The organism is Thermococcus pacificus, assembly GCF_002214485.1.
Taxonomy (GTDB): Archaea; Methanobacteriota_B; Thermococci; order Thermococcales; family Thermococcaceae; genus Thermococcus; species Thermococcus pacificus.
The window spans coordinates 798,988-823,466 of record NZ_CP015102.1 but is presented as its reverse complement, the minus strand read 5'-3'; the positions used below and the strand labels follow the sequence as shown (position 1 = coordinate 823,466).

General features: G+C 54.1%; 24 protein-coding genes and 2 tRNA genes. 16 read left to right on the top strand and 10 right to left on the bottom strand.

All coding sequences use genetic code 11. The features are described 5' to 3' along the window. Positions 1-182: 182 nt before the first annotated feature. On the top strand, positions 183-977 hold the full coding sequence (gene trmBL2, locus A3L08_RS04650) for an HTH-type transcriptional regulator TrmBL2 (RefSeq protein ID WP_088853916.1): 795 nt from the start codon (positions 183-185) through the stop codon (positions 975-977). A gap of 393 nt (positions 978-1,370) precedes the next feature. Here trmBL2 and A3L08_RS04645 read toward each other — a convergent pair whose 3' ends face one another. Genes A3L08_RS04645 through A3L08_RS04635 form a run of 3 tightly spaced genes read right to left on the bottom strand, consistent with a single transcriptional unit; the run spans position 1,371 to position 2,633 of the window. After that, a complete protein-coding gene (locus A3L08_RS04645; protein WP_088853915.1) occupies positions 1,371-1,583 on the bottom strand; it encodes a helix-turn-helix domain-containing protein in 213 nt (70 codons plus the stop codon). Then, positions 1,580-1,903, bottom strand: coding sequence for an Sjogren's syndrome/scleroderma autoantigen 1 family protein (locus A3L08_RS04640; protein ID WP_088853914.1), 324 nt, complete (start codon positions 1,901-1,903; stop codon positions 1,580-1,582). Before A3L08_RS04640 ends, A3L08_RS04645 begins: the two co-directional genes overlap by 4 nt. 4 nt (positions 1,904-1,907) lie before the next feature. Then, the gene (locus tag A3L08_RS04635) at positions 1,908-2,633 is read right to left on the bottom strand and encodes an arginase family protein (protein WP_088853913.1); all 726 of its coding nucleotides are present in this window, start codon (positions 2,631-2,633) and stop codon (positions 1,908-1,910) included. Positions 2,634-2,772: 139 nt separating this feature from the next. Here A3L08_RS04635 and hxlAB point away from each other — a divergent pair, with 139 nt between their 5' ends. The 12 genes from hxlAB (at position 2,773) to A3L08_RS04580 (ending at position 13,629) form a co-directional block, all read left to right on the top strand. Beyond that, positions 2,773-3,993, top strand: coding sequence for a bifunctional 3-hexulose-6-phosphate synthase/6-phospho-3-hexuloisomerase (gene hxlAB, locus A3L08_RS04630; RefSeq protein WP_088853912.1), 1,221 nt, complete (start codon positions 2,773-2,775; stop codon positions 3,991-3,993). Between the two features lie 50 nt (positions 3,994-4,043). Continuing rightward, on the top strand, positions 4,044-4,799 hold the full coding sequence (locus A3L08_RS04625) for a hypothetical protein (RefSeq protein WP_088853911.1): 756 nt from the start codon (positions 4,044-4,046) through the stop codon (positions 4,797-4,799). Positions 4,800-4,803: 4 nt separating this feature from the next. After that, entirely contained in the window at positions 4,804-5,448 is a 645-nt protein-coding gene (locus A3L08_RS04620; RefSeq protein ID WP_088853910.1) for an HAD family hydrolase, read from the top strand. Then, positions 5,445-5,621 (top strand): hypothetical protein, encoded by a 177-nt coding sequence (locus tag A3L08_RS09995; protein WP_198362138.1) that lies wholly within the window; start codon positions 5,445-5,447, stop codon positions 5,619-5,621. Before A3L08_RS04620 ends, A3L08_RS09995 begins: the two co-directional genes overlap by 4 nt. Before the next feature lie 3 nt (positions 5,622-5,624). Next, on the top strand, positions 5,625-6,434 hold the full coding sequence (locus tag A3L08_RS04615; protein ID WP_088853909.1) for a DUF4392 domain-containing protein: 810 nt from the start codon (positions 5,625-5,627) through the stop codon (positions 6,432-6,434). 4 nt (positions 6,435-6,438) lie between these two features. Next, complete coding sequence (locus tag A3L08_RS04610) at positions 6,439-7,059, top strand: HD domain-containing protein (RefSeq protein WP_088853908.1); 621 nt, start codon at positions 6,439-6,441, stop codon at positions 7,057-7,059. Positions 7,060-7,160: 101 nt separating this feature from the next. Next, entirely contained in the window at positions 7,161-7,673 is a 513-nt protein-coding gene (locus A3L08_RS04605; RefSeq protein WP_088853907.1) for a KH domain-containing protein, read from the top strand. 45 nt (positions 7,674-7,718) lie between these two features. Continuing rightward, complete coding sequence (gene aspS, locus A3L08_RS04600) at positions 7,719-9,035, top strand: aspartate--tRNA(Asn) ligase (RefSeq protein ID WP_088853906.1); 1,317 nt, start codon at positions 7,719-7,721, stop codon at positions 9,033-9,035. A gap of 650 nt (positions 9,036-9,685) precedes the next feature. Next, positions 9,686-11,173 (top strand): BatD family protein, encoded by a 1,488-nt coding sequence (locus A3L08_RS04595; protein ID WP_232461771.1) that lies wholly within the window; start codon positions 9,686-9,688, stop codon positions 11,171-11,173. Positions 11,174-11,235: 62 nt separating this feature from the next. Continuing rightward, positions 11,236-11,592, top strand: a complete 357-nt coding sequence (gene pth2, locus A3L08_RS04590; RefSeq protein ID WP_088853904.1) for a peptidyl-tRNA hydrolase Pth2 — start codon at positions 11,236-11,238, stop codon at positions 11,590-11,592. A gap of 3 nt (positions 11,593-11,595) precedes the next feature. Next, positions 11,596-12,846 carry a tRNA pseudouridine(13) synthase TruD gene (truD, locus tag A3L08_RS04585; RefSeq protein ID WP_088853903.1) on the top strand — a complete coding sequence of 417 codons (1,251 nt, stop codon included), beginning with the start codon at positions 11,596-11,598 and terminating at the stop codon, positions 12,844-12,846. Between the two features lie 51 nt (positions 12,847-12,897). After that, entirely contained in the window at positions 12,898-13,629 is a 732-nt protein-coding gene (locus tag A3L08_RS04580) for a phosphoglycolate phosphatase (protein ID WP_088853902.1), read from the top strand. A gap of 86 nt (positions 13,630-13,715) precedes the next feature. Here the strand turns inward: A3L08_RS04580 and A3L08_RS04575 are convergent, their stop codons facing one another. After that, positions 13,716-14,867 carry a M20 metallopeptidase family protein gene (locus tag A3L08_RS04575; protein ID WP_088853901.1) on the bottom strand — a complete coding sequence of 384 codons (1,152 nt, stop codon included), beginning with the start codon at positions 14,865-14,867 and terminating at the stop codon, positions 13,716-13,718. Between the two features lie 125 nt (positions 14,868-14,992). Between A3L08_RS04575 and A3L08_RS04570 the strand changes: the two genes are divergently transcribed. Together A3L08_RS04570 and A3L08_RS04565 are read left to right on the top strand one after the other, a co-directional pair. Further along, positions 14,993-15,070, top strand: a tRNA-Ala gene (locus tag A3L08_RS04570). Between the two features lie 10 nt (positions 15,071-15,080). Next, a tRNA-Val gene (locus A3L08_RS04565) sits at positions 15,081-15,158 on the top strand. A gap of 1,084 nt (positions 15,159-16,242) precedes the next feature. Here A3L08_RS04565 and rpiA read toward each other — a convergent pair. Genes rpiA through psmB form a run of 5 tightly spaced genes read right to left on the bottom strand, consistent with a single transcriptional unit; the run spans position 16,243 to position 21,267 of the window. Further along, positions 16,243-16,926 carry a ribose-5-phosphate isomerase RpiA gene (gene rpiA, locus A3L08_RS04560; RefSeq protein WP_088853900.1) on the bottom strand — a complete coding sequence of 228 codons (684 nt, stop codon included), beginning with the start codon at positions 16,924-16,926 and terminating at the stop codon, positions 16,243-16,245. A 4-nt stretch (positions 16,927-16,930) separates the two neighbouring features. Further along, on the bottom strand, positions 16,931-17,308 hold the full coding sequence (locus A3L08_RS04555) for a hypothetical protein (RefSeq protein WP_335755217.1): 378 nt from the start codon (positions 17,306-17,308) through the stop codon (positions 16,931-16,933). Between the two features lie 36 nt (positions 17,309-17,344). After that, positions 17,345-18,676, bottom strand: a complete 1,332-nt coding sequence (locus A3L08_RS04550; RefSeq protein WP_088853898.1) for a pyridoxal-phosphate dependent enzyme — start codon at positions 18,674-18,676, stop codon at positions 17,345-17,347. A gap of 22 nt (positions 18,677-18,698) precedes the next feature. Continuing rightward, positions 18,699-20,645 carry a beta-CASP ribonuclease aCPSF1 gene (locus A3L08_RS04545; protein WP_088853897.1) on the bottom strand — a complete coding sequence of 649 codons (1,947 nt, stop codon included), beginning with the start codon at positions 20,643-20,645 and terminating at the stop codon, positions 18,699-18,701. A gap of 10 nt (positions 20,646-20,655) precedes the next feature. Further along, positions 20,656-21,267 carry an archaeal proteasome endopeptidase complex subunit beta gene (gene psmB / locus A3L08_RS04540; protein WP_088853896.1) on the bottom strand — a complete coding sequence of 204 codons (612 nt, stop codon included), beginning with the start codon at positions 21,265-21,267 and terminating at the stop codon, positions 20,656-20,658. Positions 21,268-21,385: 118 nt separating this feature from the next. On the opposite strand from psmB, the gene A3L08_RS04535 reads away from it, so the two are divergent. Then, positions 21,386-22,549, top strand: a complete 1,164-nt coding sequence (locus tag A3L08_RS04535; protein WP_088853895.1) for a P-loop NTPase family protein — start codon at positions 21,386-21,388, stop codon at positions 22,547-22,549. Positions 22,550-22,660: 111 nt separating this feature from the next. Here A3L08_RS04535 and gdhA read toward each other — a convergent pair whose 3' ends face one another. After that, positions 22,661-23,920: a glutamate dehydrogenase gene (gene gdhA / locus A3L08_RS04530; RefSeq protein ID WP_088853894.1), complete on the bottom strand. Its 1,260-nt coding sequence runs from the start codon at positions 23,918-23,920 to the stop codon at positions 22,661-22,663. Between the last annotated feature and the right edge of the window lie 559 nt (positions 23,921-24,479).

Sequence of the window (24,479 nt, the reverse complement as noted above, 5' to 3'; positions counted from 1 at the left end):
AACCAAAAATTTTTAAAACATTGATGTAGTAATGGGTTTGCATGCATACGCAATGGGCGTAATATCCCGCGAAGTCATCTCCACAAATTGTGGATAGCTAACGGCTGGAACTAACATGCTTTGGAAAAAAGTTATATGGGATGGAATCGAAATGCAAAATAGAAAATACGGTGGTGGTAAAGATGGTTAAGGACAAGATGGTAGAGCTCCTCCAGGAGCACTTTGAGTTGAACCTCTACGAGGCAAGGGCGTACGTGGCACTGGTCGGCTTTGGAGTTCTGACACCGGCCGAGCTTGCCAGCGTCTCGGAGGTTCCGGCACCGAGAACCTACGACGTTCTCAGGAGCCTTGAGAAGAAGGGCTTCGCCATAAGCCAGCCAGGCAAGGTCAACAAGTACAGGCCCGTCCACCCGGAGAACATCCTCGAGAAGTTCATCGAGGAGTGGCAGGAGCGCGTCAAGGAGGAGCTTGAGGCCAAGAAGAAGGCGAAGGAAGAGCTCCTCCAGCTCATGAGGCCCCTCATTGAGACCGAGATTCCCAAGTACGGCGTCGAGAAGGTCTGGGTTGTCAGGGGCATAAGGAACGCCACCCTCAAGACCAAGGAGATGTTCGAGGAAGTCAAGGAGCAGATTCTCTTAGCGGACGACGGCTACATCGCCATAAACCTTGAGAGCGACCTCATCAAGGCGATAGACAACGGTGCCAAGGCCAAGATAATCGTTACCCCGAACGTCCTCCAGAGGCTCGGCACGTCTAAGATAATGGACTACTACAAGAAGGGCAAGCTCGAGCTCAAGGTCCTCGACAAGTTCGAGCTCCCGATGCTCATCTGCGACGACGAGGTCTTCTTCGCCCTCGAGGACATGGCAGCAAGGTACTTCAACTACGAGACCCAGATATGGATCAAGGACTTCAGGGTGAAGGCCCTGTTCGAGGCCAAGTTCAACGAGTACTGGGAGAAGGCCAAGAAGGCCTGATTTTTCTCCCACTATTTTAGCGGTTTACTCTTCTCACAGAGGTACTGCGGCAGCCAGTTAGTCCCCCTGCCGTACTGGGGGATGTATTCGTACTGGCCTTGCATGCAGTTACGTTGACGATTTTAACGTCATCGGGAAACCAGAAGCCGTTTATCGTGTCGGTCGTGTTGATGTAGAAGAGGATGCTGTTCTTCGTCAGATTGCCCTTCCTGAGTGTGAAATAGACTGGAAACTGGGTCCAGTTGACGACCAGCGATCGCAGAGGAGACAAGTTAGTATCGCCAGCCTCTGCAACTTGAATACAAAAAAGCTATTGACCTTCTACCTGTCAAGATTGCAACAATACAAACAAAAATTAGGGGTAAAAACCGGTTACGCAGTCTCCAAAAGAGTTCAGACGTACTTAAACTCCTCTTCTTCCTCGCTCTTCTCCTTGATCTTCCAGAAGAGCTTGCCTTCCTTCTGATAGCTCTCAACCTTCCCCTGCTCGACGAAGCGGAGCAGGTAGCGCCTTACCTCCATAGGCTTTATGCCCGTTTTCTCGGCTATCTCCTCGATGGTCTTCGGGCCGTCGTTAAGGGCCTCCAGCACCTTCACGTTCTTCATTCTCCTCCCTCCAGTTTTCTGTAGCGCTCCAGCAGTTCTATTATCTTCTCCATTGCCCTTAAGTGTTTCTCCAGTTCGTCGATATCATCCGGCAGGGAGTTTGCTAGCTCGGAGAGTTTCTCCTTCAGCCTCTCCTCGACGCCCCTCATCTCGCTCTTTTCCTGCTTCGCCCTGTGCTCGCAGACGGGGCAGAAAACCCTGCCGTCCTTCTCAAAGAGGGGCGAGCCGCACTTGGGGCAGTGTCTGTCGAGCATCTTCGCGCCGGAGAGCAGGAGGGGCATTATGATGTTCCGCATCTCCCACTCGGTTGGGCCCTTCATGGAATCACCCCGTTAGGAGCTGGAAGACTTCAGCAAAGGCCTTTTTCCCGAGCTTTGAGCGTCTAATCCTGTCCGAGACCTCTGCTATGTCAAAGGCACTTATTTTAAAGTTCTTCTTGACCTCTTCCAGGATCTCCAGAAGCTCCTCGAGCGTCAGTTCACCGTGCTGGAAGCGGGCTATCTTGTACTCCGGCCGGAGGACGTCGAGGTCGACGGTCAGGTATATCTCCCTTCCGAGGTACTTCTTCGTCTCGTCGAGTATCTCAAGCAAATCGTTCGTCTGGAGGTTCTTGTAAGCCCTCCACTTCCCGCGGACCTTCCTGCTTCTCAGCAGGGCCGGGAAGATCTTGACACGCCTCGTCCATAGCTGGGTTCTCTCCGTGGTGGGTATCATGAGAACAGGCGCCAGAACCACGGCCCTGTTTACCAGCCTTTCTTTGAGGGCGTAGGCCAGCCAGGAGCCGTGGTCGAGGTAGTCGTGCATCAGATCAGTGTGGGCGTCTATGCTGAGGAGTGAGTTCGGTCTGAGTTTTTCCACGATGCCGTATGTGGCGAGGTGCTCGCCTATTATGTATGCACGGTCCTGGGGTATCCTATCGGGCAACAGCTCAACCCGGCTGGACTCCACTATCATGTAGTCCTCTATGAGCTTGTTCCTCTTCAGGAACTGGAGAACGTAGAGAACGCCGTCGCGGTTGGGCTTCTCGCCGAAGGGAATGAACGTTACCATTTGATTCCACCGGCGTGAGTTGTCCCAATCTCTTTTAAACCTTGGCGAAGGACTTGGACATTTTTGTGTCAATTCAGGAAGCCAAAGTTTAAAAAGTAGCACTGCAAGCTTAAATCGAAAACTCTTCGGAGGCGAGGAGATGATACTTCAAGTTGCCCTTGACCTTACTGACATTGAACAGGCCATTTCTATTGCCGAGAAAGCCGCACGCGGCGGTGCCCACTGGCTTGAGGTCGGAACTCCACTCATCAAGAAGGAGGGAATGCGCGCCGTCGAACTCATGAAGAGGCGCTTCCCGGACAGGAAAATCGTCGCCGATCTAAAGACCATGGACACCGGGGCCCTCGAAGTCGAGATGGCGGCGAGGCACGGCGCGGACGTCGTCTCCATCCTCGGCGTTGCCGACGACAAAACCATAATGGACGCGGTTGAAGTCGCCAGACGCTACGGGATAAGGGTCATGGTCGACCTCATAGGCGTCAAGGACAAGGTGAAGCGCGCCAAGGAACTCGAGAAGATGGGCGTTCACTACATACTCGTCCACACCGGTATAGACGAGCAGGTCCAGGGGAAGAGCCCGCTCGAAGACCTTGAGAAGGTCGTCAAGGCCGTCAAGGTTCCCGTTGCAGTTGCGGGCGGCCTCAACCTCCAGACCATTCCGAAGGTGGTAGAGCTCGGTGCCACCATAATAATCGTAGGCGGCGCCATAACGAAGGCCGAGGATCCGGAGGACGTTACGAGGAAGATAATAGACCTCTTCTGGGGCGAGTATATGATGACGATAAGGAAGGCCATGACCGACATAACCGAGCACATAAACGGGGTTGCGGAGAGCCTCAAGCTGGAGCAGGTTCGCGGCTTCGTTGACGCCATGATAGGGGCGAACAAGATATTCATCTACGGTGCAGGAAGGAGCGGCCTCGTTGGAAAGGCCTTCGCCATGAGGCTCATGCACCTCGACTTCAACGTCTACGTCGTCGGTGAGACGATAACGCCGGCATTCGAGCAGGGGGACCTCCTAATAGCCATCAGCGGTTCCGGAGAAACCAAGAGCATCGTCGACGCTGCTCAGATAGCAAGGGCCCAGGGCGGAAAGGTTGTCGCAATAACGTCCTACGCCAATTCCACCCTTGGAAAGCTCGCCGATGTCGTCCTTGAGATACCGGGAAGAACTAAGAGCGACGTTCCGACCGACTACATAGCCCGCCAGATGCTCACCAAGTACAAGTGGATAGCCCCGATGGGAACGCTCTTCGAGGACTCAACGATGATATTCCTCGACGGCGTTATAGCTCTCCTAATGGCCACCTTCCAGAAGACCGAGAAGGACATGAAGAGGAAGCACGCCACTCTGGAGTGAGGAACCGAAAAGGATATGAACCGGCCACCCTTTTCCTTTTAGGGGTGGCTATGCAATCTTTTACCCACCTTTTTGTTGGAATCGGGAACGCGGGTGCTAGAATCGTGAACAACATACATGCCGACGGGACGGTTAGGGTGACCGTTAACCCCGCGTATCTTCTCATGCCCCGTGCTCAAGCCCATGAGAAGAAGCTCAGGGACTTCTTCTCCCGCCTTCCGGAGAACACGTTTCTGTGGCTCATATTTGAAGATAAGGAGGCAAACCACCTGGTTCGCGAGATAATACTTGACAGTGTCCCTTCCGACACAATAAACCTCGCCTACGTGCTCACACCCAAGAGGGAGCTGGTTACGGAAAAAAAGCCCCCCTGGGCTGAACAGTTTGAGACTGTCTTCTACGACTCCCTTTGGGAATTTTTCAGGGGGCCTGACGAGCCCCTTGCCACGGCGTTTTACGCCGCCTCGCGGCACATAGCGGAGATGTTCTCCCGCCTGCACTACTACTTGGAGAATCAGATGCTGGTGAACATAGACTACGCAGACCTCTTCAACATGATAAAGGGCGGAAACGTTGGGATCCTCCGCCTTCTCCGCAAGGTGGACTTTAACTGGCACTGGGGGATCTGGGAGCGCGGGCTTATAGGCATACTTGTGGGCAACGAGTTCCCCCTCATGAACGCCCACAGAATACTTAAGAACTTCCAGGAGATACTCTCCGAAAAGGACATAATCTGGGGCGTCATAATCGACGAGAACCTCGACAGGGAGGTTGAGATACTCTCCCTACTGGTCAGGAAGTGGTGATAGCATGAAGGCGGTGTTCTTCGACATAGACGGAACCCTGCTAACCGAAATGCCACTCATAGAGCTGTTCCTGCCCCAGGTCTACGAGAAACTCTCAAAGAAGCTCGGAATCGACAGGGAGAGTGCCAGGGAGCGCTTTCTAAGGGAGATATTCGGCAGGAGGGACACCTACGACTGGCACGACTGGAACTTCTTCTTCAAGCTCTTCGACCTTGACATGGACTACTCTGAACTGATGAAGCGCTACCCCCACAAGATTCATGTTTACCCAGACACCCTTCCGACCCTCGAGTGGCTCAAGGGTGAGGGCTACAAACTCGGCGTCATCACCAGCGGGCCTGCCTATCAGAGGCTCAAGCTTGAACTCACTGGTTTGAGCGGCTACTTCGATGTAATCGTCACGAGGGATGATGTAAAGGCGATAAAGCCCGAACCAAAGATCTTCCTCCACGCCCTGGAGAATGCAGGGGTTGAGCCGGAGGAGGCTTTAATGGTCGGCGATTCCCTCAGCCAGGACGTTTACGGCGCGAAGAACGTTGGGATGACAGCCGTTTGGATAAACCGCGATGGAGAACCCGGCTATCACATGGCAGACTATGAAATAAGAACCCTTCACGAGCTTAGGAAAATCCTGGGGGGAGTGGAATGAAGGAGATATTCAATGAAAGCGGTGTTTTTGTGAAGTATGAAGAGAAAAAGGTCAGAATGGAGAACGGCCATGAGCTGACGCACAGGAGCGAGGAGCCGACGGAGCTGTGGTGGAAGCTTAAGGAGGCCGTTAAGGGCAGAAAGGTTAGGATCGTCGTCTACGAAGAGGAATGAGCGATGATAGCCCACCTTATAACCACTGACGTGGGGAACCGCGGAGTCCTGGGGGTCTACCTGGACTACCGCCGCGAGAATCCTAATTTTTTACATAATTCTGCAGAGATGTTTTTGGATAATTATTCAAGAGTTCTCATAGTAACGGGCTTCCCCATCCCACCTGATATGACCCCAGAGACGGATGGGCCGCCCGGGGCGCTGGCGCTTGCGAAGGCTGTCCAATCGCTCGGTGGGAGAGCCGAAGTCCTGACTTACCCTGAAGTTGGAAAGGCCTTGGAGCGCTTTGGGGTCAAGCTCGCGGAAAAACCCGAATTGGGCAATTACTCCCTTGTGATTGCGGTCGAAACCCCTGGAAGGGCCGCCGACGGGAAGTACTACTCCATGAGCGGGCTTGAGATAACGAGGGAGACCTTTGACTGGGCGGTTATTGAGGCCCAGAAACTCGGCATCCCGACGATAGGAATCGGAGACGGCGGCAACGAGGCGGGCATGGGGAAGATAAGGAAACTCGTGGAGCGGCACGTCCCCCACGGGGAGAGAATAGCGAGCGTTGTTGAGGTCGAGGAGCTGGTTCTCTCGGCCGTCTCGAACTGGGGCGCCTATGGGCTCCTCGCTGAGGCGTCGGTTGAACTGGGGAGAAACCTGCTGGCAGATTGGGACGAAGAGAAGGCCGTTAAGGCCATGATGAATGCCGGGCTGATAGACGGCGTCTCAAAGAAGCTGGCCCCCACAGTGGACGGCATCCCCCTTGAAGTTCACAGGGGAATCGTTGAGCTTTTAAAGGCACTCGTCAACGAGGCCCTCGGGTGATTCGATGAGACTCGCCGACTTCATAAGCGACCCCAAGAGCATCGAGCTGATAGAGCGCACGAGGGAGTACGCAAAGCACTTCTTTGAGAGGGAAGGAACTCACGGCTTCAGCCACGTTGAGCGCGTGTTCAACCTCTGCATGCACATAGGCAGAGAGGAGAGTGCCGATCTTGAAGTTCTGGCCCTGGCGGCTCTCCTCCACGACGTCGCGAGGCCCCTTGAGAGCGCCGGAAAGGTTGAGGACCACGCCGCTGAGGGAGCGAGGATAGCGAGACACTTCCTGAGGAGCATCGGCTATCCTAAGGAGAAGGTTGAGGCAGTTGCGCACGCCATAGAGGCCCACCGCTTCTCCCGCGGCCCGGAGCCGGAAACACTGGAGGCAAAAATCCTGAGCGATGCCGACAAACTGGACGCTATAGGGGCCATAGGAATAGCAAGGGTCTTCATGTACTCCGGCGAGCACGGGAGGAGCATCGAGGACTCACTGGCTCACTTTGAGGAGAAGATACTGAAGCTGAAGGACTTGATGTACACCCAGACCGCTAAGAGGCTCGCCGAGGAAAGGCACCGCTTTACAGTTGAGTTTATCGAGCGCATAAGGCGCGAGATAGAGGGCGAAATCTGAACTTTTCGCCGGTTTTTCTCCCATAATAAGGTTTTTAAATGCCTCCTGGAATTAAGGGTTAGCCCCTTTAATGTAATTCTTCAGGCGAGGGAGGTGAGAGGATGAAGGCGCCAATCTGTGAGGTGTGTTTGAAGACCGACGACATTCTGTGCCCCGCTGATGAGAAGAAGCTCCAGGAGGGTCTAATCTCAGAGCTTGATGTAAAGGTGGCACGCTTACTCTACAAACTTCTCGGGGACGTTGATATTGAGTTCAAGAAGGCCGTCGAGGCCGGCGACATCATAGTTATCATGGTCGGAGAGGGAGACGTCCCGGTAACCATCGGAAAGGGCGGTAAGAACATAAAAGCCCTCATGAGGGAGCTCGGCAAGAGGATACGCGTCATTGAGGCCGTTGAGGTCAAAGACACCGAGGACCTCAAGAAGCTTGCCACGGACCTGCTCTACCCCGCGGGTGTCTTTGGAGTCAACATCGTCTACAAGCCCGGCGGCGGGAACTACTACAAGGTTCTCGTCCTGAGCAGGGACAGGAAGAAGCTCCCCGAGAAGGCCGACGTCCTTGAGAGCATACTGTCCCAGATGGCCGGGGCAGAGGTAAAGATAAACTTTATTTAAACTTCCTTTTCTTCCCCTACAGGTTTGCCAATGGAGGTAGATGGAATGTACAGGACGCACTACTCAAGTGAGATTACGGAGGAACTCAACGGCCAGCGCGTTAGGGTAGCGGGCTGGGTATGGGAGATCAAGGATCTGGGCGGAATAAAGTTCCTCTGGCTGAGGGACAGGGAGGGCATAGTCCAGATAACGGCCCCAAAGAAGAAGGTCGATCCGGAGCTCTTCAAGCTCATCCCGAAGCTCAACAGTGAGGACGTTGTGGCCGTTGAAGGCATCGTCAACTTCACGCCAAAGGCGAAGCTTGGCTTTGAAATCCTCCCCGAGAAGCTCGAAATCCTTAACCGGGCGGAAAGCCCACTCCCGCTCGACCCCACCGGGAAGGTTAAGGCGGAACTCGACACCCGTCTGGACAACCGCTTTATGGACCTCAGAAGGCCCGAGGTAATGGCGATATTCAAGATACGGTCGAGCGTTTTCAAGGCCGTGAGGGACTTCTTCCACGGCGAGGGCTTCATAGAGATACACACGCCGAAAATAATCGCCACCGCGACCGAGGGCGGAACCGAGCTCTTCCCGATGAAGTACTTCGAGAAGGACGCCTTCTTGGCTCAGAGTCCCCAGCTCTACAAGCAGATTATGATGGCTTCCGGCTTGGACAGGGTCTACGAGATAGCGCCGATTTTCAGGGCCGAGGAGCACAACACTACGCGCCATTTAAACGAGGCCTGGAGCATCGACGCGGAGATGGCCTTCATCGAGAACGAGGAGGAAGTAATGAACCTCCTCGAGAGGCTGGTCGCTTATACAATCAACTACGTCCGCGAGCACAACGCGAAAGAGCTGGAAATCCTAAACTTCGAGCTTGAGGAGCCCAAACTGCCCTTCCCGCGCGTGAGCTACGACAAAGCCCTTGAAATCCTCTCCGACCTCGGCAAGGAAATCCCGTGGGGAGAAGATATAGACACCGAGGGCGAGAAGCTCCTCGGGAAATACATGCTCGAGAACGAGGAAGCACCGCTCTACTTCCTCTACCAGTACCCAAGCGAAGCGAAGCCGTTCTACATAATGAAGTACGATGACAAGCCCGAAATCTGCCGCGCCTTCGATCTCGAGTACCGTGGAGTGGAGATAACCTCCGGCGGCCAGAGGGAACACCGCGTTGATATCCTGGAGGAGCAGATAAGGGAGAAGGGACTCAATCCAGAGAACTTCGAGTTCTATCTAAGGACCTTCCGCTACGGCATGCCTCCGCACGGCGGCTTCGGCCTCGGAGCAGAGAGGCTGATAAAACAGATGCTCGACCTCAACAACATCCGTGAGGTCATACTCTTCCCGAGGGACAGGAGAAGGCTCACACCGTAACGCCTTTATATCACCTTTTCCTTTTGGTTATGACATCTACTTAATGAACAAGAACGATGTTGGAGGTCTAGATCATGAGGAAACCGGCTTTAATATTGGCTAGCCTGTTGATACTGTCCTTGTTCTCTAGTTGGAGCGTATTTGCAGAGAACCAAGTTAAATATGCTGCCATAAACGATGTCTCTTTGGGCCTAAAAGACCAGGTCAAGATAGGGCCATATTCTGTGAAATTTTCAGACGCTGACCCAGACTGGAAAAGAGTAAGTTTTGAGGTCAGTGGTCCGAGTGGTTCGAAGATCTTTGTAGGGACCGATGGGGATGTTTTTTATTATCCTAGTGAAGGTGATCAGTATCTGGCCATCCGTCTAGTGTGGGTGAGTGAAGCTTCCGGTAAAGTGGTTATATCCATTAAGGCACCTCTGAGAGAAATAATGACTACAGAAAACCCATTGAAAAAAGGAGACCATGTCTCTTTGCCAGCGGGTTTCCCGGATATTCAAATTTATGTAGATTCAATTTCAACGGAGTCAAAGAAAGTGACCTTTGAAATATCTTATCCATATGGAGACACTGAGCATCTAACACTACAAGAAGGAGAAGGGGATGGGATAGATTACCGCCTTCCAGGGGGTTATATTTACTCAAACTATGTGTATATTGATGTTTTAAGTATTTCCAAAGATGGAGTTAAGTTTACTGTATACGCTCCACGGGTAGCATCTACGGATTTTAAAATAATAAGAAACAACGAAAATGGAAATCAACCCTCGGAGACCCCCGAGCAGACCGTCCTCGTTTACAACGGCCTCCTCTACGTTGACGAGAATCTCCCTGTTAAGGTCGACAACACCACATACTACGTCAAGGTGGTCTCGACCATACCCGACGTTGCCAAGGTAGAGATCCTCAAGGGAAGCCAGAGCCTCGGAACCATGCTCTTGGAAGTCGGTGACGTCCCCAAGAACGTTCCCAACACCCCACTCCAGCTCTCCGTCCAAGGCGTTGAACCTGACTACCAGCGCGCCACTATAAGGGTGTACGCCCCAATGGGCGCTCAGGTCACGCCGATACTCAGACAGGCCAACCTCGTCGCCAAGATAGACGCGATTCCAAAGGAGATAATGCTCGATGACAACCTCGTCATCACCATCAACGTCCAGAACCTCGGAAGGGGCGACGCCTACGACGTGAACGTTGCCGCCCCGATACCCGACGACTTCGAACTGGTCAGTATGGCTGAGAGCTGGACCCTCAAGAACTTGCCGGCCTTCACCAACATGCCCGCACTCATATACGTCCTCAAGCCGACCAAGGTGGGCGAGTTCGACATAGGCAAGGTCATCGTGACCTTCTACGACGACAAGAGCCTTGACACAGGCAAGAAGAGGGTCGTTTACTCCCAGCCCCTGACCGGGATAAAGGTCTACAGCATTCCGACCCTCGACGTGACGGCCCAAGCCTACAACGGCACCTGGGGCAACTACGTCTCGGCCAAGGTCAATGACACGGTTAAGCTCAAGTTCACCGTCCGCGCCTCCGACGGCAACCCGGACTATGAGTTCATCAAGAACGCCACGTTGCTCCTCGACCTCACATCGAACCTGGACGGACAACCCGTTATTGATGTTGGGATGCTCAAGGCGGGCGAAACGAAAGTAGTGAGCCTCGACGTCAAGGTTCTCAAGGAGAACCTAACCAACGTCAGGGCAACCCTCATCTACCTCGACCCGCTCGGCGGCCAACACAGGCTCGACCTCGGCAACATCGTCACCATAAACAGCATCCCGCCCAAGGTGATAGTTGAGGAGGTCAAGGTCTGGCCGACCCCGGACGAGCTCCCGGACTACGTCAACAAGACCCTCTCCGGTATGGAGGACCCCATGCCCCTGGCCAGCGAGCTCGCCAACATCTCCACTTACTACCTCCCCAAGGAGGAGAAGAGCAACCCGTGGCAGCCCACCGCGATAATCTTCATCATCCTGACCATCGTACTCGCGGGAATGGCCTATAAGTACTGGGACGAGGCCCAAAAGCTCAGGGAAAAACTCGAGAGGAAGAAGCAGCACAGACCTGGAGGACTCCCGAAGAAGGAGGGTGAGAAAGAGTCCAAGGAGAGCTCGGAGATAGTTGAGCTCTGACTTTTCTCCTCGTTTTCCTTAACTTTATAAATCGATTCAAGCCACTTTTCCCGGGATGGGTCATGTTCAAGTACAAACAGGTCATAGTCTCGCGGAAGGATTTAAAGCTCAGCAAGGGCAAGTTCGCGGTTCAAGTGGCTCACGGCGCGGTTACAGCAGCACTAAAAGCCCAGAAGGAGAAGCCGGAGTGGTTCAAGGCCTGGTTCCACGAGGGGCAGAAGAAGGTCGTGGTAAAAGCTGAGAACCTCGAGGAGCTCTTCAAGCTCAAGGCAGAGGCAGAGAAGCTCGGCATCCCGACGGCGCTCATAAAAGACGCTGGATTAACTGAGATTCCGCCTGGGACTATTACGGTCCTGGCGGTTGGTCCCGCCCCGGAAGAACTGGTTGACAAGGTCACCGGACATCTGAAGCTGGTGTGAGAGATGGACTACCGCGAGTTCTTTTCTCAATTCCACTATCTGAGTGAGAAGCCCGGAATTGGTGGCAGGATTAAGGTTTTCCCCGAGGATTTCGTGGTTATTGAAGACCCCCTGCCTTCTATCTTCGAGGGGAAGAAGTATGCGATATTTCTCCTCAAAAAGCGGAACTGGGACACGATGGCGGCGGTAAAGGAAATAGCCAAGCGTGCCGGGATAAGGCACCGCGATATTGGCTTCGCCGGAACCAAGGACAGGCACGCCGTGACCTACCAGTACATAAGCGTGCCCGCCCAAGCCAAGGAGAAAGTTGAGGGCGTTCAAATAAGGGACATCGAGTTGAGGTTCGTTTCCTACGGCCGCTTCATCAAGCTCGGCCACCTCATTGGGAACCGCTTCAGGATAATAGTTAGGGACGTCGGTGAGGAGGCTTTTGAGAGAACCAGGGAGATAGTAAGGGAGCTCCGCGAGAAGGGCGGCTTTCCAAACTACTTCGGCTATCAGCGCTTTGGAGAGAGACGTGTTACCAACCACCTCATCGGAAAGCTGCTCCTCCAGGGGGACTTTGAAGGGGCGGCGAGACTCTTCCTCGGTGCCCACGAAGGTGGAATGGAAGGGGACGAGGCAAGGAAAAACTTCTGGGAGACTGGCGATGTGGACAGGGCGCTGGAGGAATTCCCGAACTTCCTGAGGTACGAGAGGGCCATGCTTCACCGCTACAAGGAAACGGGGAGCTGGAAGAGGGCCTTCCTCTCCCTACCGCTCCCGATAATGCGCATCTTCATTCACGCCTACCAGAGCTACCTTTTCAACCTCTACATTTCGAGGCGCATTGAGGAGGGGTTGCCCCTTAACGAGGCACTGGTCGGAGATATAGTAGTTCAGGTGAAAGGAGGTATACCCTACCGCGACAGGACCTACCGCGTCACGGAGACCAACAAGGACTTCGTGAACGAAAAGATACGGCGAAACCAGGCCATGGTTTCAGGCCCCCTATTTGGCTTTTCCATGAGGACGGCCAAGGGCCTTCCTGGGAGACTCGAAGAGGGAATCCTCAAAGAGGAGGGTATAAGTCTTGAAACCTTTAAAAATCTACCAAAGCCGATGGCCGAGCCAGGGGGGAGGAGAGAGCTCCTGATAAGGCCCCTCGGGATGATCTACGGCTACGTCCCCGATACTGGCATGTGCTTCCGCTTCTTTCTGCCGAAGGGTGTTTACGCCACGAGCGTTTTGAGGGAGATAATGAAGGACCATTGATGGGTAGAAAGTCTTATATCCGTCCCCTCGTCCCTTTTTTTGGGTGAGAGAATGGGGAGGATTAAAGCAATATCGCTCGACATAGACGGCACGATAACCTATCGGGATAGAACGCTGAGTATAGATGCCCTCAAGGCTATAAGGCTCGCGGAAAGGCTGGGAGTTCCGGTTATGCTGGTTACCGGAAACTCGGTCCCCTTTGCCGAAGCTGCCGCCGTTTTCATAGGCACCAGCGGGCCGGTTATAGCTGAGGACGGTGGTGCGCTCTCCCTGAAGGGCGAGGGGACAATGAGAAAGCGCGTTTTTCTCACCGACATGGACGAGGAGTGGATTCTCTGGAGCGAGCTCAAAAAGCGCTATCCCGAGGCGGAGCTGAGCTACTCAACGATGGAGCGGAAAGCCGGCCTCGTGATAACGAGGAAGGTTCCCGTTGAGGCCGTGAGGGAGCTTATAGCAGAGCTCGGGCTAAATCTAATCGCGGTGGATTCCGGCTTTGCGATACACATCAAGAAGCCCTGGATAAACAAGGGCACCGGGATAGAGAAGGCCTGCGAGTTTTTGGGAATAAGCCCGAAAGAGGTTGCCCACGTAGGTGATGGGGAAAACGACCTCGATGCCTTCCGCGTCGTCGGTTACCGAGTTGCAATAGCTCAAGCACCTGAAAGCTTGAAGGAGAAAGCCGACTACGTTACGGAGAAGCCCTACGGTGACGGCGGTGCTGAGGCGGTAATGCACATCCTGAAGAAGTTCGGCTACCTCGGTGAGGAGAGCCTGGAAAAGTAACCCTGACAATGACTCGTATGACTAGATGTTGGGGGAATTAGAAAATATGTCCAAAAGATGAGAAAAATGGGGATAGTTGGAAGTTCTCACCTGAGGAACTCGAAGGCCAGGGCAACTTCCATCGCGGTGCCGAGGTAGAGAACCTCCTCATCCACGTCGAACTTCGGATGGTGGTGGGGGTAGATTATCCCCTTCTCCTCGTTCCTGATTCCCAGGGCAAGGAATGCTCCATGAACCTTCTGGAGGTAGAAGGCGAAGTCCTCGGCGCCCATCGTCGGAGGGACGTCGCCGTATTTGAGGCCGTACTTCTCTGCCACTTTCCTCGCGAAATTGGCCATCTCCTTGGAGTTTATCGTCGGGGGAGTTAGCTCCTCTATGCTCAGCTCGTACTTGGCTCCATGGGCCTTTGTCACGCCTTCCAGAATCTCGCGCATCCTCCTCTGGATGAGCTCGCCGATTTCGGGCTTGAAGAAGCGGAAAGTGCCCTTGAACTCGACCTCCTCCGGGATGACGTTGAAAGCAGTCCCGCCGTGCACGCTCGTGACGCTGACAACTCCCGTCTCTATCGGCGGAACGTTCCTGCTCACGATGGCTTGGAAGGCAAGGACAGTCTCGGCCATTATCGGAATTGGATCAACTGTCTCGTGGGGGGAAGCACCGTGGCCGCCCTTTCCGATTATTTTTCCGCCGAATATTCCCGCCCCTGCCAGGAAGGGGCCGTCCCTTATCCCTATCACTCCGCTCGGCAGGTCCATCCAGACGTGGAAGCCGAAGATGGCGTTGACTCCTTCTAAAGCCCCTCCCTCGATCATCTTAACAGCTCCGTTTCCGCCTTCTTCGGCAGGCTGGAAGATGAGCCTAACCCTTCCGTTGAGTTCCTCTCTATGCTCGGCTATTATCTTTGCTGCCCCCAAAAGCATCGCCGTGTGGGCGTCGTGGCCGCAGGCGTGCATCTTGCCCGGGATCTTCGATTTGTATGGAACGTCGTTCTCTTCCTGGACGGGCAGAGCGTCCATGTCGGCGCGGAGGGCTATCGTCTTCCCTCCCTCGCCAATGTCCGCTATTATTCCCGTCCCGACGCGCTTGATCGAGTAGCCCCACTTGCGCAGGTGTTCTTCCACAATCTTTGAAGTTCTTTCCTCCTCGTAACCGAGCTCTGGATGCATGTGGAAGTCCCTGCGCCAGGCTATTATCTCCTTTTCAATCTTTTTGGCCTCAGAAACGGGGTCGAGGCTCATAGTGTTCACCGTATAGGCCATTGCTAAATATGAATATTAACTTTTCGATAGGAGTCTGAACGGATTTTCATGACCGCAAAATTTATAAACCCACTCTGATAGGTGAATACGGCGTCGATGGGAGTGGGCCGGTAGCTCAGCCTGGTATGAGCGCCGCCTTGGCAAGGCGGAGGCCCCGGGTTCAAATCCCGGCCGGTCCACCATCCCTGGGTTGGGCCCGTGGTCTAGACTGGTTATGACGCCACCCTGACAAGGTGGAGGTCCGGGGTTCGAATCCCCGCGGGCCCACCATACAACCCTTTGCTGACGCAAAGCGTTGACGGAAAATTTGTGATTCTTGTTTAAAACGGCAATTTTGGCGGGATTTCTCGTTAAGATTGCTCTTTGGAAGAATTGTGGATTCTTTATCAGGAGCGTTTTCAAGTGGGTTCGCGTTTTTAGCGCTCCGGAGGAGCGCGGTGAGAGTGAACCCCTTCAAGGGGAGTCCATCTAGTGAATCCCTCTTTAATGCCAAGAATTCAGCGTGAAATCCTTCTGGGAGTGAGCCTCAATTAGGAATCACGAACTTTGGTGAAACTTTGCAGTGCAAAGTTTCGCGCTGGCGGAAGAGTAAGTGCCTCTTTTTAATGCAAACTAATGTGAGTATGGGTTTCTTTCCTGTTGATATGTTTTGTGAAGTGTTTCTATCTTCAAACGGCGTCCAAAGGACGCCAATAAAAAGGTTGAAACGGTTTTAATACGGCTGTTTGGAGAGTAACCCCTTATAAATGTTGTTCTTGATTAGTGCACGTTTAATCTCTGCCAATTTAATGAAAAGGGCACTGTTTTGGTCAAGCTTTCCCAAAGCTTGTTCGCCTGCGCGACGTTGGAGTGAAGCTCCAACGCACGGGACGACAGCCCCGTTGAGTTTGATCAAGGTTGGTGGTTCTTTTTGACAGCGCTAACCGCAAGGGGATTCCTTTTTACGAGCTGTTTTAGATTTGAATTCCCTAATTATAGCCCTTTCTCAGGGAGTTCTCCTCCCTTGACGCCCTTTGGGCGTCGGTTATAATTGAACTCATAACAAGCATTAGGTTAACAGGTGGAATTCAAGATTCACTCTAGTTCCTCTCAATGGAATCCTTCTCAAACCGACTCTCAAACCGACAATTTAAGAAGAACCACGAACTTTTGGTGAGGCTTTTTTTCAAAAGCTTGTTCGTGAAGGTTCGGTTTTTTAACGCTCAACGGAGCGCGTTGAAAGCGAACCAACCGCAATGAGAACCATACTGCAGAATCCAACGTTTAATGCTTAACTCCTAGTGGAAACCCTCCAAAAATAAAGAGCCCTAAAAAGGAATCACGAACTTTGATGAAACCTTGCAAAGGCAAAGTTTCAGCGCTCCAGCCTCTTGACACCCTCCTTCGTGCCAACGAGGACGATATCTGCTATGTCCGCGAAGATGCCGTTCTCGACGACGCCGGGGATGTTGTTGAGCTCTATCTCGAGGTCTAGAGGGTCCTCTATGCGGTGGAATCTTGCGTCGAGTATGAAGTTGCCGTTGTCGGTTACGACCGGCCCGTCCTTCTTGCTAGCCATTCTGAGCTCTGCCGTCGCGTTGAAGACCTCTATTTCTTCGGCTATCGCCCTCCATGCAGCAGGGATAACCTCTATTGGCACGGGCATCTTCTGACCGAGGCTTTCAACGAGCTTGCTCTCATCGACGAGCACGAGGAAAGTCCCTGCGCGGTACTCGATTATTTTCTCCATAGTCAGAGCCGCCCCGCGGCCCTTTATGAGGTTCAGCTGTGGATCGACCTCGTCCGCTCCGTCAACCGCTATGTCTATCGCGTCAACCTCGTCGAGGCCGAGGACTGGAACGCCGTTCTCAATGGCGAGCATTCTTGACTGGTATGATGTCGGAACGCCGTAGACGTCCTCAAGCTCCTCCTCCATGATGAGCTTTCCGAGATATTCAATGAAGTATGCCGTCGTGGAGCCCGTGCCGAGGCCAACTATCATGTCGTCTTCGATGAACTTCAGGGCCTCCTTTGCCACAGCCCTTTTGAGTTCCTCCATACCATCACCCCGCGGGAGTTACGTTACAGGGAACGGTCGCGTTGCCGTTCGTTACCATCTGGTAGAGCAGGCTCTGATTGGAGTAGCACTGGGGAGTGAAGTGGGTCATGATTGAGTAGCTGAGCATAGTGAAGTACAGCCAGAACAGGAGCCAGCCCCAGAAGGCCTTTCTCAGTATAAGCCTCTCGTCGGGTATTTCCGGTGGGAGCTCCTTGATAACTGCCATCACAAACCTGTCGATGACGAAGTACAGCGCCACTCCTAGGAGCCACCCGTATTCCATCTTGGCGGCCGCTACTCCGCTGATTATCCCGGTTATGGTCCCCCAGAGGTAGACCGTGAGTGAGAACTTGTGTTCAATAGCCAGCTTCACCTTCTCCACCTACGCTTAGCTTTTAAAAGGAGCTTTAAAACCTTTCTACCCGCCGAGTGTTTCAAGGAACTTCCGACCCTTTTCGGTCAGACCGTAATAGACCCGTCTTCCTTTCCTGTGGGTTTCCTCTATGAGCCCCATGCTCTCCAGCTCGCGGAGGTGCTGGTAGACCGCCTGGTACTTAAGCGGCTTTTCAAGGGCCTCCCATATCTCGTAGCCGTACATCTCCCGTTCGCTCAGGAGCTTGAGTATATCCAGCTTTGTCCCGCCGACGCTGAACTTCTCCCTGCTCTCCGAGTAGTGGCCCTTCAAACCAGAGCTGGTCACTATGAGCGCTATTCTGTCGTCCCTCTCGAAGTAGCCCTCCTCTGCAAGCTTGAGGAGGGCGGGGACTATGACCGATGAAGCGTACTCGGCGAATATACCTTCCTTTGCCAGGAGCCTCTGGCCGAGGTCGAGCTCATCCTCGCCAACGAGAACCGCAGTGCCGCCGCTCCCGTTTATCGCCTCGAGAGCGAGCTCCTTCATGACAGGGTTCTTCACGTAGAGTCCAAGGGCTTTTGTAGGCTCAACCCTGGGTTCAACCCCGAGAACCTCACTCGCTATGGGTGAGCACCTCTCGGTCTGCACCGCTATGAGCTTCGGCATTTCATCGAGAACGCCTATTTTCATGAGCTCAGCGAAGCCCTTGTAGATGCTGTACAGGTTGCTCCCGCTTCCTGTGGGGACAATTACATGCGTTGGCCTGACCTTCTCCCAGAGTTCGAAGGCTATGGTCTTCTGTCCCTCGAGACCTATGAGGTTGCTCTCCGGGGTTATGTTGTAGAGCCCCTTACCCTCTGCCAGCCCCTCGGCGTAGCTTATGTCCTCGTCGACGCTCTCACCGTAGCGTATGAGTCTTGCCCCAAAGGCCGCTATCTGGTTCAGCTTCCCCTGCTCTATGAGCTTTGGCACAACGGTATAGGCAGGTTTTCCCGTCCGCGCGGCGTATGCCGCCAGGGACGCGGCGGCGTTCCCGTTGCTTGCAACCACGAAGCCGTTTTCGGCGTGCGGCAAACCGTATGAGACCGCAACGGTGACCAGCCTGTCCCGGAAGGAGCCCGTGGGATTTCTGGTTTCGTCCTTGATGAAGACACTGTATCCCAGCTCCTCTCCAAGCCTGGCCCTGATAACCGGAGTGCCCCCCTCGCGGAGGCTGACAACCTCTGGAACCTCTGGTAACAGCTCGCGGTACCTCCACACTCCCGGCTCCCTGTTGCTCCACCGGGAGATGTCCACTCCCTCGTAGTCGTACTCTATCCTCAGAGGTTCCCCGCAGCATGTAGGGGGAATAATGGAAGAATAGAGCCGTCCACAGCCCGGACAGCGAACCTTCATTCCTATCCCTTCATCGAAGCGCTCACTTGAGCCTTATGGCGTCGAGGTTGTTCGGGGCGCGCGTCGGGATACCGAACTTCTTGTGGATGCTCGTGCTGAGGTCGAGGCACTTGTGGGTCTCGCCGTGGACGGTTATGACCCTCTCCGGCCTGGGCCTGAGCCTGGCGATGTAGCTTATGAGCTCCTTCCTGTCCGCGTGACCGGAGAAGCCGTCGATGGTGTGAACCTCCATGTTGACGTTGACCACCTCGGTTCTTCCGTCCTCGCCGACGAGCGGTATCTCCCTCAGACCCCTCTGCACCTGTCTTCCGAGGGTTCCCTCCGCCTGGTAGCTGACGAAGATAATGCTGTTCTTCGGATCTGAGGCTAGCTGCTTGAAGTACTCGACGCTCGGTCCGCCGACGAGCATACCTGAGGTGGCTATGATTATCGCTGGCTCGCCGGAGTCTATGATGTCCTGCCTCTCCCTGCTGTTGGCGACGGACTTGAATATCGGGTTGAGGAACGGGTTGTAGCCCTCGTGGAATATCTGCTCGCGGAGGTGTCTGCTGAGGTACTCCGGGTAGGCGGTATGGATCGCGGTAGCTTCCCATATCATTCCATCGAGGTAAATCGACACTTCAAGGCCGCCGATCCTCGCGTACTCCTCGAGGACCATCATTATCTCCTGCGCCCTTCCGACTGCCATCGCCGGGATGAGCACCTTTCCGCCGCGCCTTATGGTCTGGTGGATGACCTCTATGAGCCTCTTCTCTGCCTCCTCACGCGGCATCTGGTAGTCGTTGCTTCCACCGTAGGTGGACTCCATAACAAGGGTTTCAACGCGCGGGAACCTGCTCACTGCAGGCTCGAAGAGCCTCGTCGGGATGAACTTGAAGTCGCCGGTGATGGCTATGTTGTGCAGCCCGTTGCCTATGTGGAGGTGCACTATCGATGAACCGAGTATGTGGCCCGCGTTGTGGAGCGTGAGCCTCATGTCGGGGGCTATGTCCCTAACCTCGCCGTAGTCGAGGGTTATTGTGTGCTTGATGACCTCTTTTATGTCCCTCGGCCTGTAGAGCGGCTCGACGCCGTTCATCTTCTGTATCTCAATGAAGTCCTGCTGGAGGAGAACCATCAGGTCCCTCGTCGGAGGGGTGGTGTATATCGGCCCGTCGAAGAGCTTGTAGCGGAAGAGGTAGGGAAGCATGCCGCTGTGATCGAGGTGGGCGTGGGTGATTATTATTGCGTCCAATAACCCGGCATCGAGCACATAGCGGAACTCAGGTGCATCGAAGTGAGGGAATGCCTTCTTGGGGTCGCGCAGGGCCGCTATGTTGACTCCGAAGTCGACCAGAACGTAGCTCTCGTTGGTTTGAACCAGGAGTGCGCTCCTGCCAACCTCCCTGAATCCTCCGAGACCGGTTATCCTTATCCACTCACTCTTTGTCTCGGGCTTGCGGTAGATGTTCCTGCCAGCCTGGCGGAGGAACTTTCTCCTGTCCTTGGCCTCGGCCTGGAGTATCTGCCTTATGGAGTAAATCGTCTGGCTCTGAAGCGGCGGAGTTCTGATGACCCTGGGGGCCCAGTGGACCTTCTGGGTTATGAGCCTTAGCGTCTCCCCGTTCTTTCCTATGACGAGACCTGGTTTCTTGGCCTCTATGATGACCTCGCCAACCGATGGGTCGAAGCTGATGTTGGTTATCTCGGCCTCCTTGGGGACGAGCTCCTTTATCATCTCCTCCGCTTTCTCGGGCGGAAGGAGGATGTCTGGGTCGGGGCGGACGCTTATGCGCTTCTTGAGGACCTTGGCGAGGTTCTTGATGAGCTCCCCGTCGCGCATTATGGCCTCAGGGTTCTTGACGTATATGACGAGCTCCGGCCCCTCGAACTCGACCTCGGTTATCCTGGCCTCCGGGGGAACCATCTGGCTTATCACTTCCCTTATATCGCGTAGGATGTCGTCAACGAATGTCTCTCTCCGTATCACTGGTACCACCTCATTCCAGAAGGGCTTTTATCTCCTCCTCGGTCCACTCCTTGTAACCTTCCTCTGTGATGGTAACGAGGGTAACGCCGCCCCCGGTAAAAACGTCTCTCCTGGTGGCGGCCTTTATTGCCCTGAGTGCCAGCTTAACGCCCTCTTTAAGGGGCATATCCTCTTCAAACTCGGTTTCAAGTATGGAGAAGGCGAACTCCATTCCGGAACCGGCGGCGGTGAACCTGTCCTCCGTAACGCCGCCAGCGGCGTCTATTGAGTAGAGCCTCGGGGCAGAGTCGTAGCCACCAACGAGGAACCAGGCAAGGTAAGCGTAGCCCCTGCCCCCGTGAAGGATGTTAGAAGTCAGTGTTGCGAGGGCCTTAACGCTCATTTCTCTGCCAACCTTGGCCCTGTAGAGCTTGGCCTCTGCCCTCAGAAGCCTTACTATGCTCAGAATATCGCCGACACTACCCGCCCCTGCGAGGGCCAGGTGGTCGTCTATCCAGAACACCTTTGTCACGTTCTCAGACAGCACCATGTTGCCGAGCGATGCTCTCCTGTCCGCTGCCAGGACTACGCCGTCCCTACATACAATGCCGACTGTAGTCGTTCCCTTTAGCTTTTCAGCCAATTACAACACCCCTGCTGGTATGTTTTTAGAATAGAAGAACCTTTACAACCGCACTTTGGGGGAATAGTATTTAAAGGTTTCGTCCAAAATACGGGGTTAAATACAGTGGGGTGGTAGAATGAAGGAGGTAGTCCTGCTCACAGGCCCGCCGCTCAACGGCAGGGATGAGTACATAACCGAGGCGCTCAAGCTCGTGGAGAACGAGAGCTACGCCTACTACCATGTTTTTGATTACATAAGAGAAGTCGGCAAGGAGAGGGGCGTTAAGATAACGAGGAAGAACGTCCTCGACTTTGCCATAAACCACCAGGATTTGATGAATGAGATACGCGACGAGGCCTTTGAGAGAATCCGGAGGGAGATAGACGGGAGCGATAAGGTCTATCACCTCGTCTCAACGCCGAGCCTCTTCCGCTGGGGAAGTGGGAGTGTCATCGGCTTCACAGCGAGCAACCTCAAACTCCTGAAACCTGACCGCGTCATAATAGTCCTCGACGACGTCCTGTCCGTCAGGAGGAGGATCATCAACGACCCCGAATGGTTCGAGCGCTTCGGTGAGAACCCCGAGAACATAAAGCTCACCACCCTTGTTATGTGGCGCGAGGACGCGATAAACCACGTGAAGACCCTCGTCCACGAACTCAAGAAAGAGGGGCTCGAGGTTCGCTACGTCCTCCAGTTCGGCATAAGGCACCCACACGCTGTCTTCCTCGATCTGCTCTTCCACGAGAACGAGAAGCCCCTCGTCTACCTCAGCTACCCAATGACAGGTCACGAGGAGGAGTACTACCACCGCGTCAGGGGATTCTACAACAAGCTGAGCGAGCACTTCACGGTCCTTGATCCAGGAGCTTTAGACGACTGGTGGGTCGTCGCCGAATATGACGCTCAGGTGAACGCGGATCCCTCGGTAAAGCGCATCAGGATAAAGCACCTCCTTGATGGGGAGGAGGTTGAGGAGCTTGACAGGGCCGACATAGAGCAGGCTACCGACATACTGAGGCGCCAGCTCGTCGAGCGCGATTTCAACCTCGTCGACGTCAGCAAGGCGATAGCGGTTTATCACTACGCGGAGGGCGTTTCTGCAGGAGTTATAAGCGAGATGGCCGAGGCTTACAGAACGCTCGCTGCTATTTACCTCTACTACCCGTTCAAGAGAAGACCCAGCCCATTCATGGAGTTCTACGGCATGCAGAACCCGTCGAGGAGGACGATGTTCAAGGACGAGGACGAGATGATAAAGGCAATGGTGGAAGAAAAGGAGTACTGGGCGAAGGTGTGAGCTTCCCTCGAATTAACACCGTCCTAATTTTTTCAAACAACAGATTGTCTGCGACGCCTGTAAGAAGAGAGAATTATCAGGCGTAGAAACGAATAGAAAAGGGAGAAGAAATCACTTCTTCACCCATCCGCGCCACTTCATGGCGTCGTAGACCCTCTGGACGGCTACGACGTAGGCGGCGTCCCTCATGTTGATGCCCTTCTCCTTGTGGGTGTTGTAGACGTCCCAGAAGGCCTTGGTCATCTTCTTGTCGAGCTTGGCCCTGGTGGTCTCGGTGTCCCAGTAGTCGCCGGTTATGTTCTGAACCCACTCGAAGTAGCTGACGGTGACACCACCGGCGTTACAGAGGAAGTCCGGTATGATGAGGACGCCCTTCTCGTGGAGTATCTCGTCGGCCTCCGGGGTGGTCGGACCGTTGGCGAGCTCGGCAACGATCTTGGCCTTGATCTTGTCGGCGTTGTCCTTGGTGATGACACCCTCGATGGCGCTCGGGGCGAGGACGTCGACGTCAAGCTCGAGGAGCTCCTCGTTGGTGATGTTGGTAGCTCCCGGGAAGTCCTTGACGGTGCCGTTCTTCTTCTTCCACTCGAGAACTTCGTCGGCGTTAAGGCCGTCCGGGTTGTAGATGCCGCCCTTGCTGTCGCTGACCGCTACGACCTTCATGCCGTGCTCCTCGCTCATGATCTTGGCCATGTAGTAGCCAGCGTTACCGTAACCCTGGATGGCGATGGTCTTGCCCTTGAGGTCCATGCCGAGGGCCTTGGCGGCCTCGCGGACGGTGTAGCTGGCACCCCTCGCCGTTGCGTCCATCCTCGCGACAATACCGCCGACTCCGGGCGGCTTTCCGGTGATGATACCAAAGCTCGGAACCTTTCTCCTGCTGATGGCCTCGTACTCATCCATCATCCAGGCCATGATCTGCGGGTTGGTGTAAACGTCCGGGGCCGGAATGTCGGTGTACGGGCTGATGACGTCGTAGATGGCCCTGATGTATGAGCGGGCGAGCCTCTCCTTCTCCCTCTCGGAGAGCTTCTTCGGGTCAACGATGATACCACCCTTACCTCCACCGTAGGGGAGGTCAACGACTGCAACCTTCCAGGTCATCCAGGTGGCGAGGGCCTTAACGGTGCTGAGAGTCTCGGCCGGGTGCCACCTTATACCACCCTTGGTCGGACCGCGGGCCCAGTTGTGCTGGACGCGGAAACCGGTGAAAACCTTGACAGAACCGTCGTCCATCTCGAGCGGAACTGAGACCTCAACAATCCTCATGGGCTTCTTGAGCCACTCGAGGGCCTCTTCGCTTATGTCCATGAACTGGGCAGCCCTCTCAAGCTGCTTAACGGCCATCTCAAAGGGGTCAATCTCGACCATCTATACCACCTCGGGTTTCGGTAATCTGCGAGCTACCCTTAGGCATTTGCATATATAAACCTTTCGATAAAGGAGGCAGGAGAACGGTTGATTTCAAACAAAAAGTTATATACGGAAATTTTCGGCGAAAAGAAAAACCCTCCCGAAATCTTGGGGCAAAAAGGGCGATGTACATCCAAGATTTTTTATACATTGGAGAACACAAGACTACATCGATGAACTTTTGATGAAGAAATGGCTCAGATGAACGCATTTTCAATGCAGTTCACGGCGCCCTCAGCGAGAAGTCGGTCATCACCCCCTCAGCTCACTCTTGTTGCAATCATCGGGCGCCACGGGATTTTGGTGCACGGTAAATTAAACCTTTTTGGGATGATGCTCCCAGCAGATTTTTGACATATTTTCCACAAAAGGTCATATGGTTGTCATACCTCCAACAGATTGGTTACGTTATCATGGCGTATTGAAAAAACGACAAAATGCCGATACTGTAAGTTTTATGCCCGAGTAAATCGTCTTTCGTCGAACAAAGCCATCAGAAAGTTTTTTATAGAATGCC

Coding starts and splice junctions, on each gene's coding strand:
- trmBL2 (WP_088853916.1), top strand. CDS start 183: ATGGTTAAGGACAAGATGGTAGAGCTCCTCCAGGAGCACTTTGAGTTG.
- A3L08_RS04645 (WP_088853915.1), bottom strand. CDS start 1,583: ATGAAGAACGTGAAGGTGCTGGAGGCCCTTAACGACGGCCCGAAGACC.
- A3L08_RS04640 (WP_088853914.1), bottom strand. CDS start 1,903: ATGAAGGGCCCAACCGAGTGGGAGATGCGGAACATCATAATGCCCCTC.
- A3L08_RS04635 (WP_088853913.1), bottom strand. CDS start 2,633: ATGGTAACGTTCATTCCCTTCGGCGAGAAGCCCAACCGCGACGGCGTT.
- hxlAB (WP_088853912.1), top strand. CDS start 2,773: ATGATACTTCAAGTTGCCCTTGACCTTACTGACATTGAACAGGCCATT.
- A3L08_RS04625 (WP_088853911.1), top strand. CDS start 4,044: ATGCAATCTTTTACCCACCTTTTTGTTGGAATCGGGAACGCGGGTGCT.
- A3L08_RS04620 (WP_088853910.1), top strand. CDS start 4,804: ATGAAGGCGGTGTTCTTCGACATAGACGGAACCCTGCTAACCGAAATG.
- A3L08_RS09995 (WP_198362138.1), top strand. CDS start 5,445: ATGAAGGAGATATTCAATGAAAGCGGTGTTTTTGTGAAGTATGAAGAG.
- A3L08_RS04615 (WP_088853909.1), top strand. CDS start 5,625: ATGATAGCCCACCTTATAACCACTGACGTGGGGAACCGCGGAGTCCTG.
- A3L08_RS04610 (WP_088853908.1), top strand. CDS start 6,439: ATGAGACTCGCCGACTTCATAAGCGACCCCAAGAGCATCGAGCTGATA.
- A3L08_RS04605 (WP_088853907.1), top strand. CDS start 7,161: ATGAAGGCGCCAATCTGTGAGGTGTGTTTGAAGACCGACGACATTCTG.
- aspS (WP_088853906.1), top strand. CDS start 7,719: ATGTACAGGACGCACTACTCAAGTGAGATTACGGAGGAACTCAACGGC.
- pth2 (WP_088853904.1), top strand. CDS start 11,236: ATGTTCAAGTACAAACAGGTCATAGTCTCGCGGAAGGATTTAAAGCTC.
- truD (WP_088853903.1), top strand. CDS start 11,596: ATGGACTACCGCGAGTTCTTTTCTCAATTCCACTATCTGAGTGAGAAG.
- A3L08_RS04580 (WP_088853902.1), top strand. CDS start 12,898: ATGGGGAGGATTAAAGCAATATCGCTCGACATAGACGGCACGATAACC.
- A3L08_RS04575 (WP_088853901.1), bottom strand. CDS start 14,867: ATGAGCCTCGACCCCGTTTCTGAGGCCAAAAAGATTGAAAAGGAGATA.
- rpiA (WP_088853900.1), bottom strand. CDS start 16,926: ATGGAGGAACTCAAAAGGGCTGTGGCAAAGGAGGCCCTGAAGTTCATC.
- A3L08_RS04550 (WP_088853898.1), bottom strand. CDS start 18,676: ATGAAGGTTCGCTGTCCGGGCTGTGGACGGCTCTATTCTTCCATTATT.
- A3L08_RS04535 (WP_088853895.1), top strand. CDS start 21,386: ATGAAGGAGGTAGTCCTGCTCACAGGCCCGCCGCTCAACGGCAGGGAT.
- gdhA (WP_088853894.1), bottom strand. CDS start 23,920: ATGGTCGAGATTGACCCCTTTGAGATGGCCGTTAAGCAGCTTGAGAGG.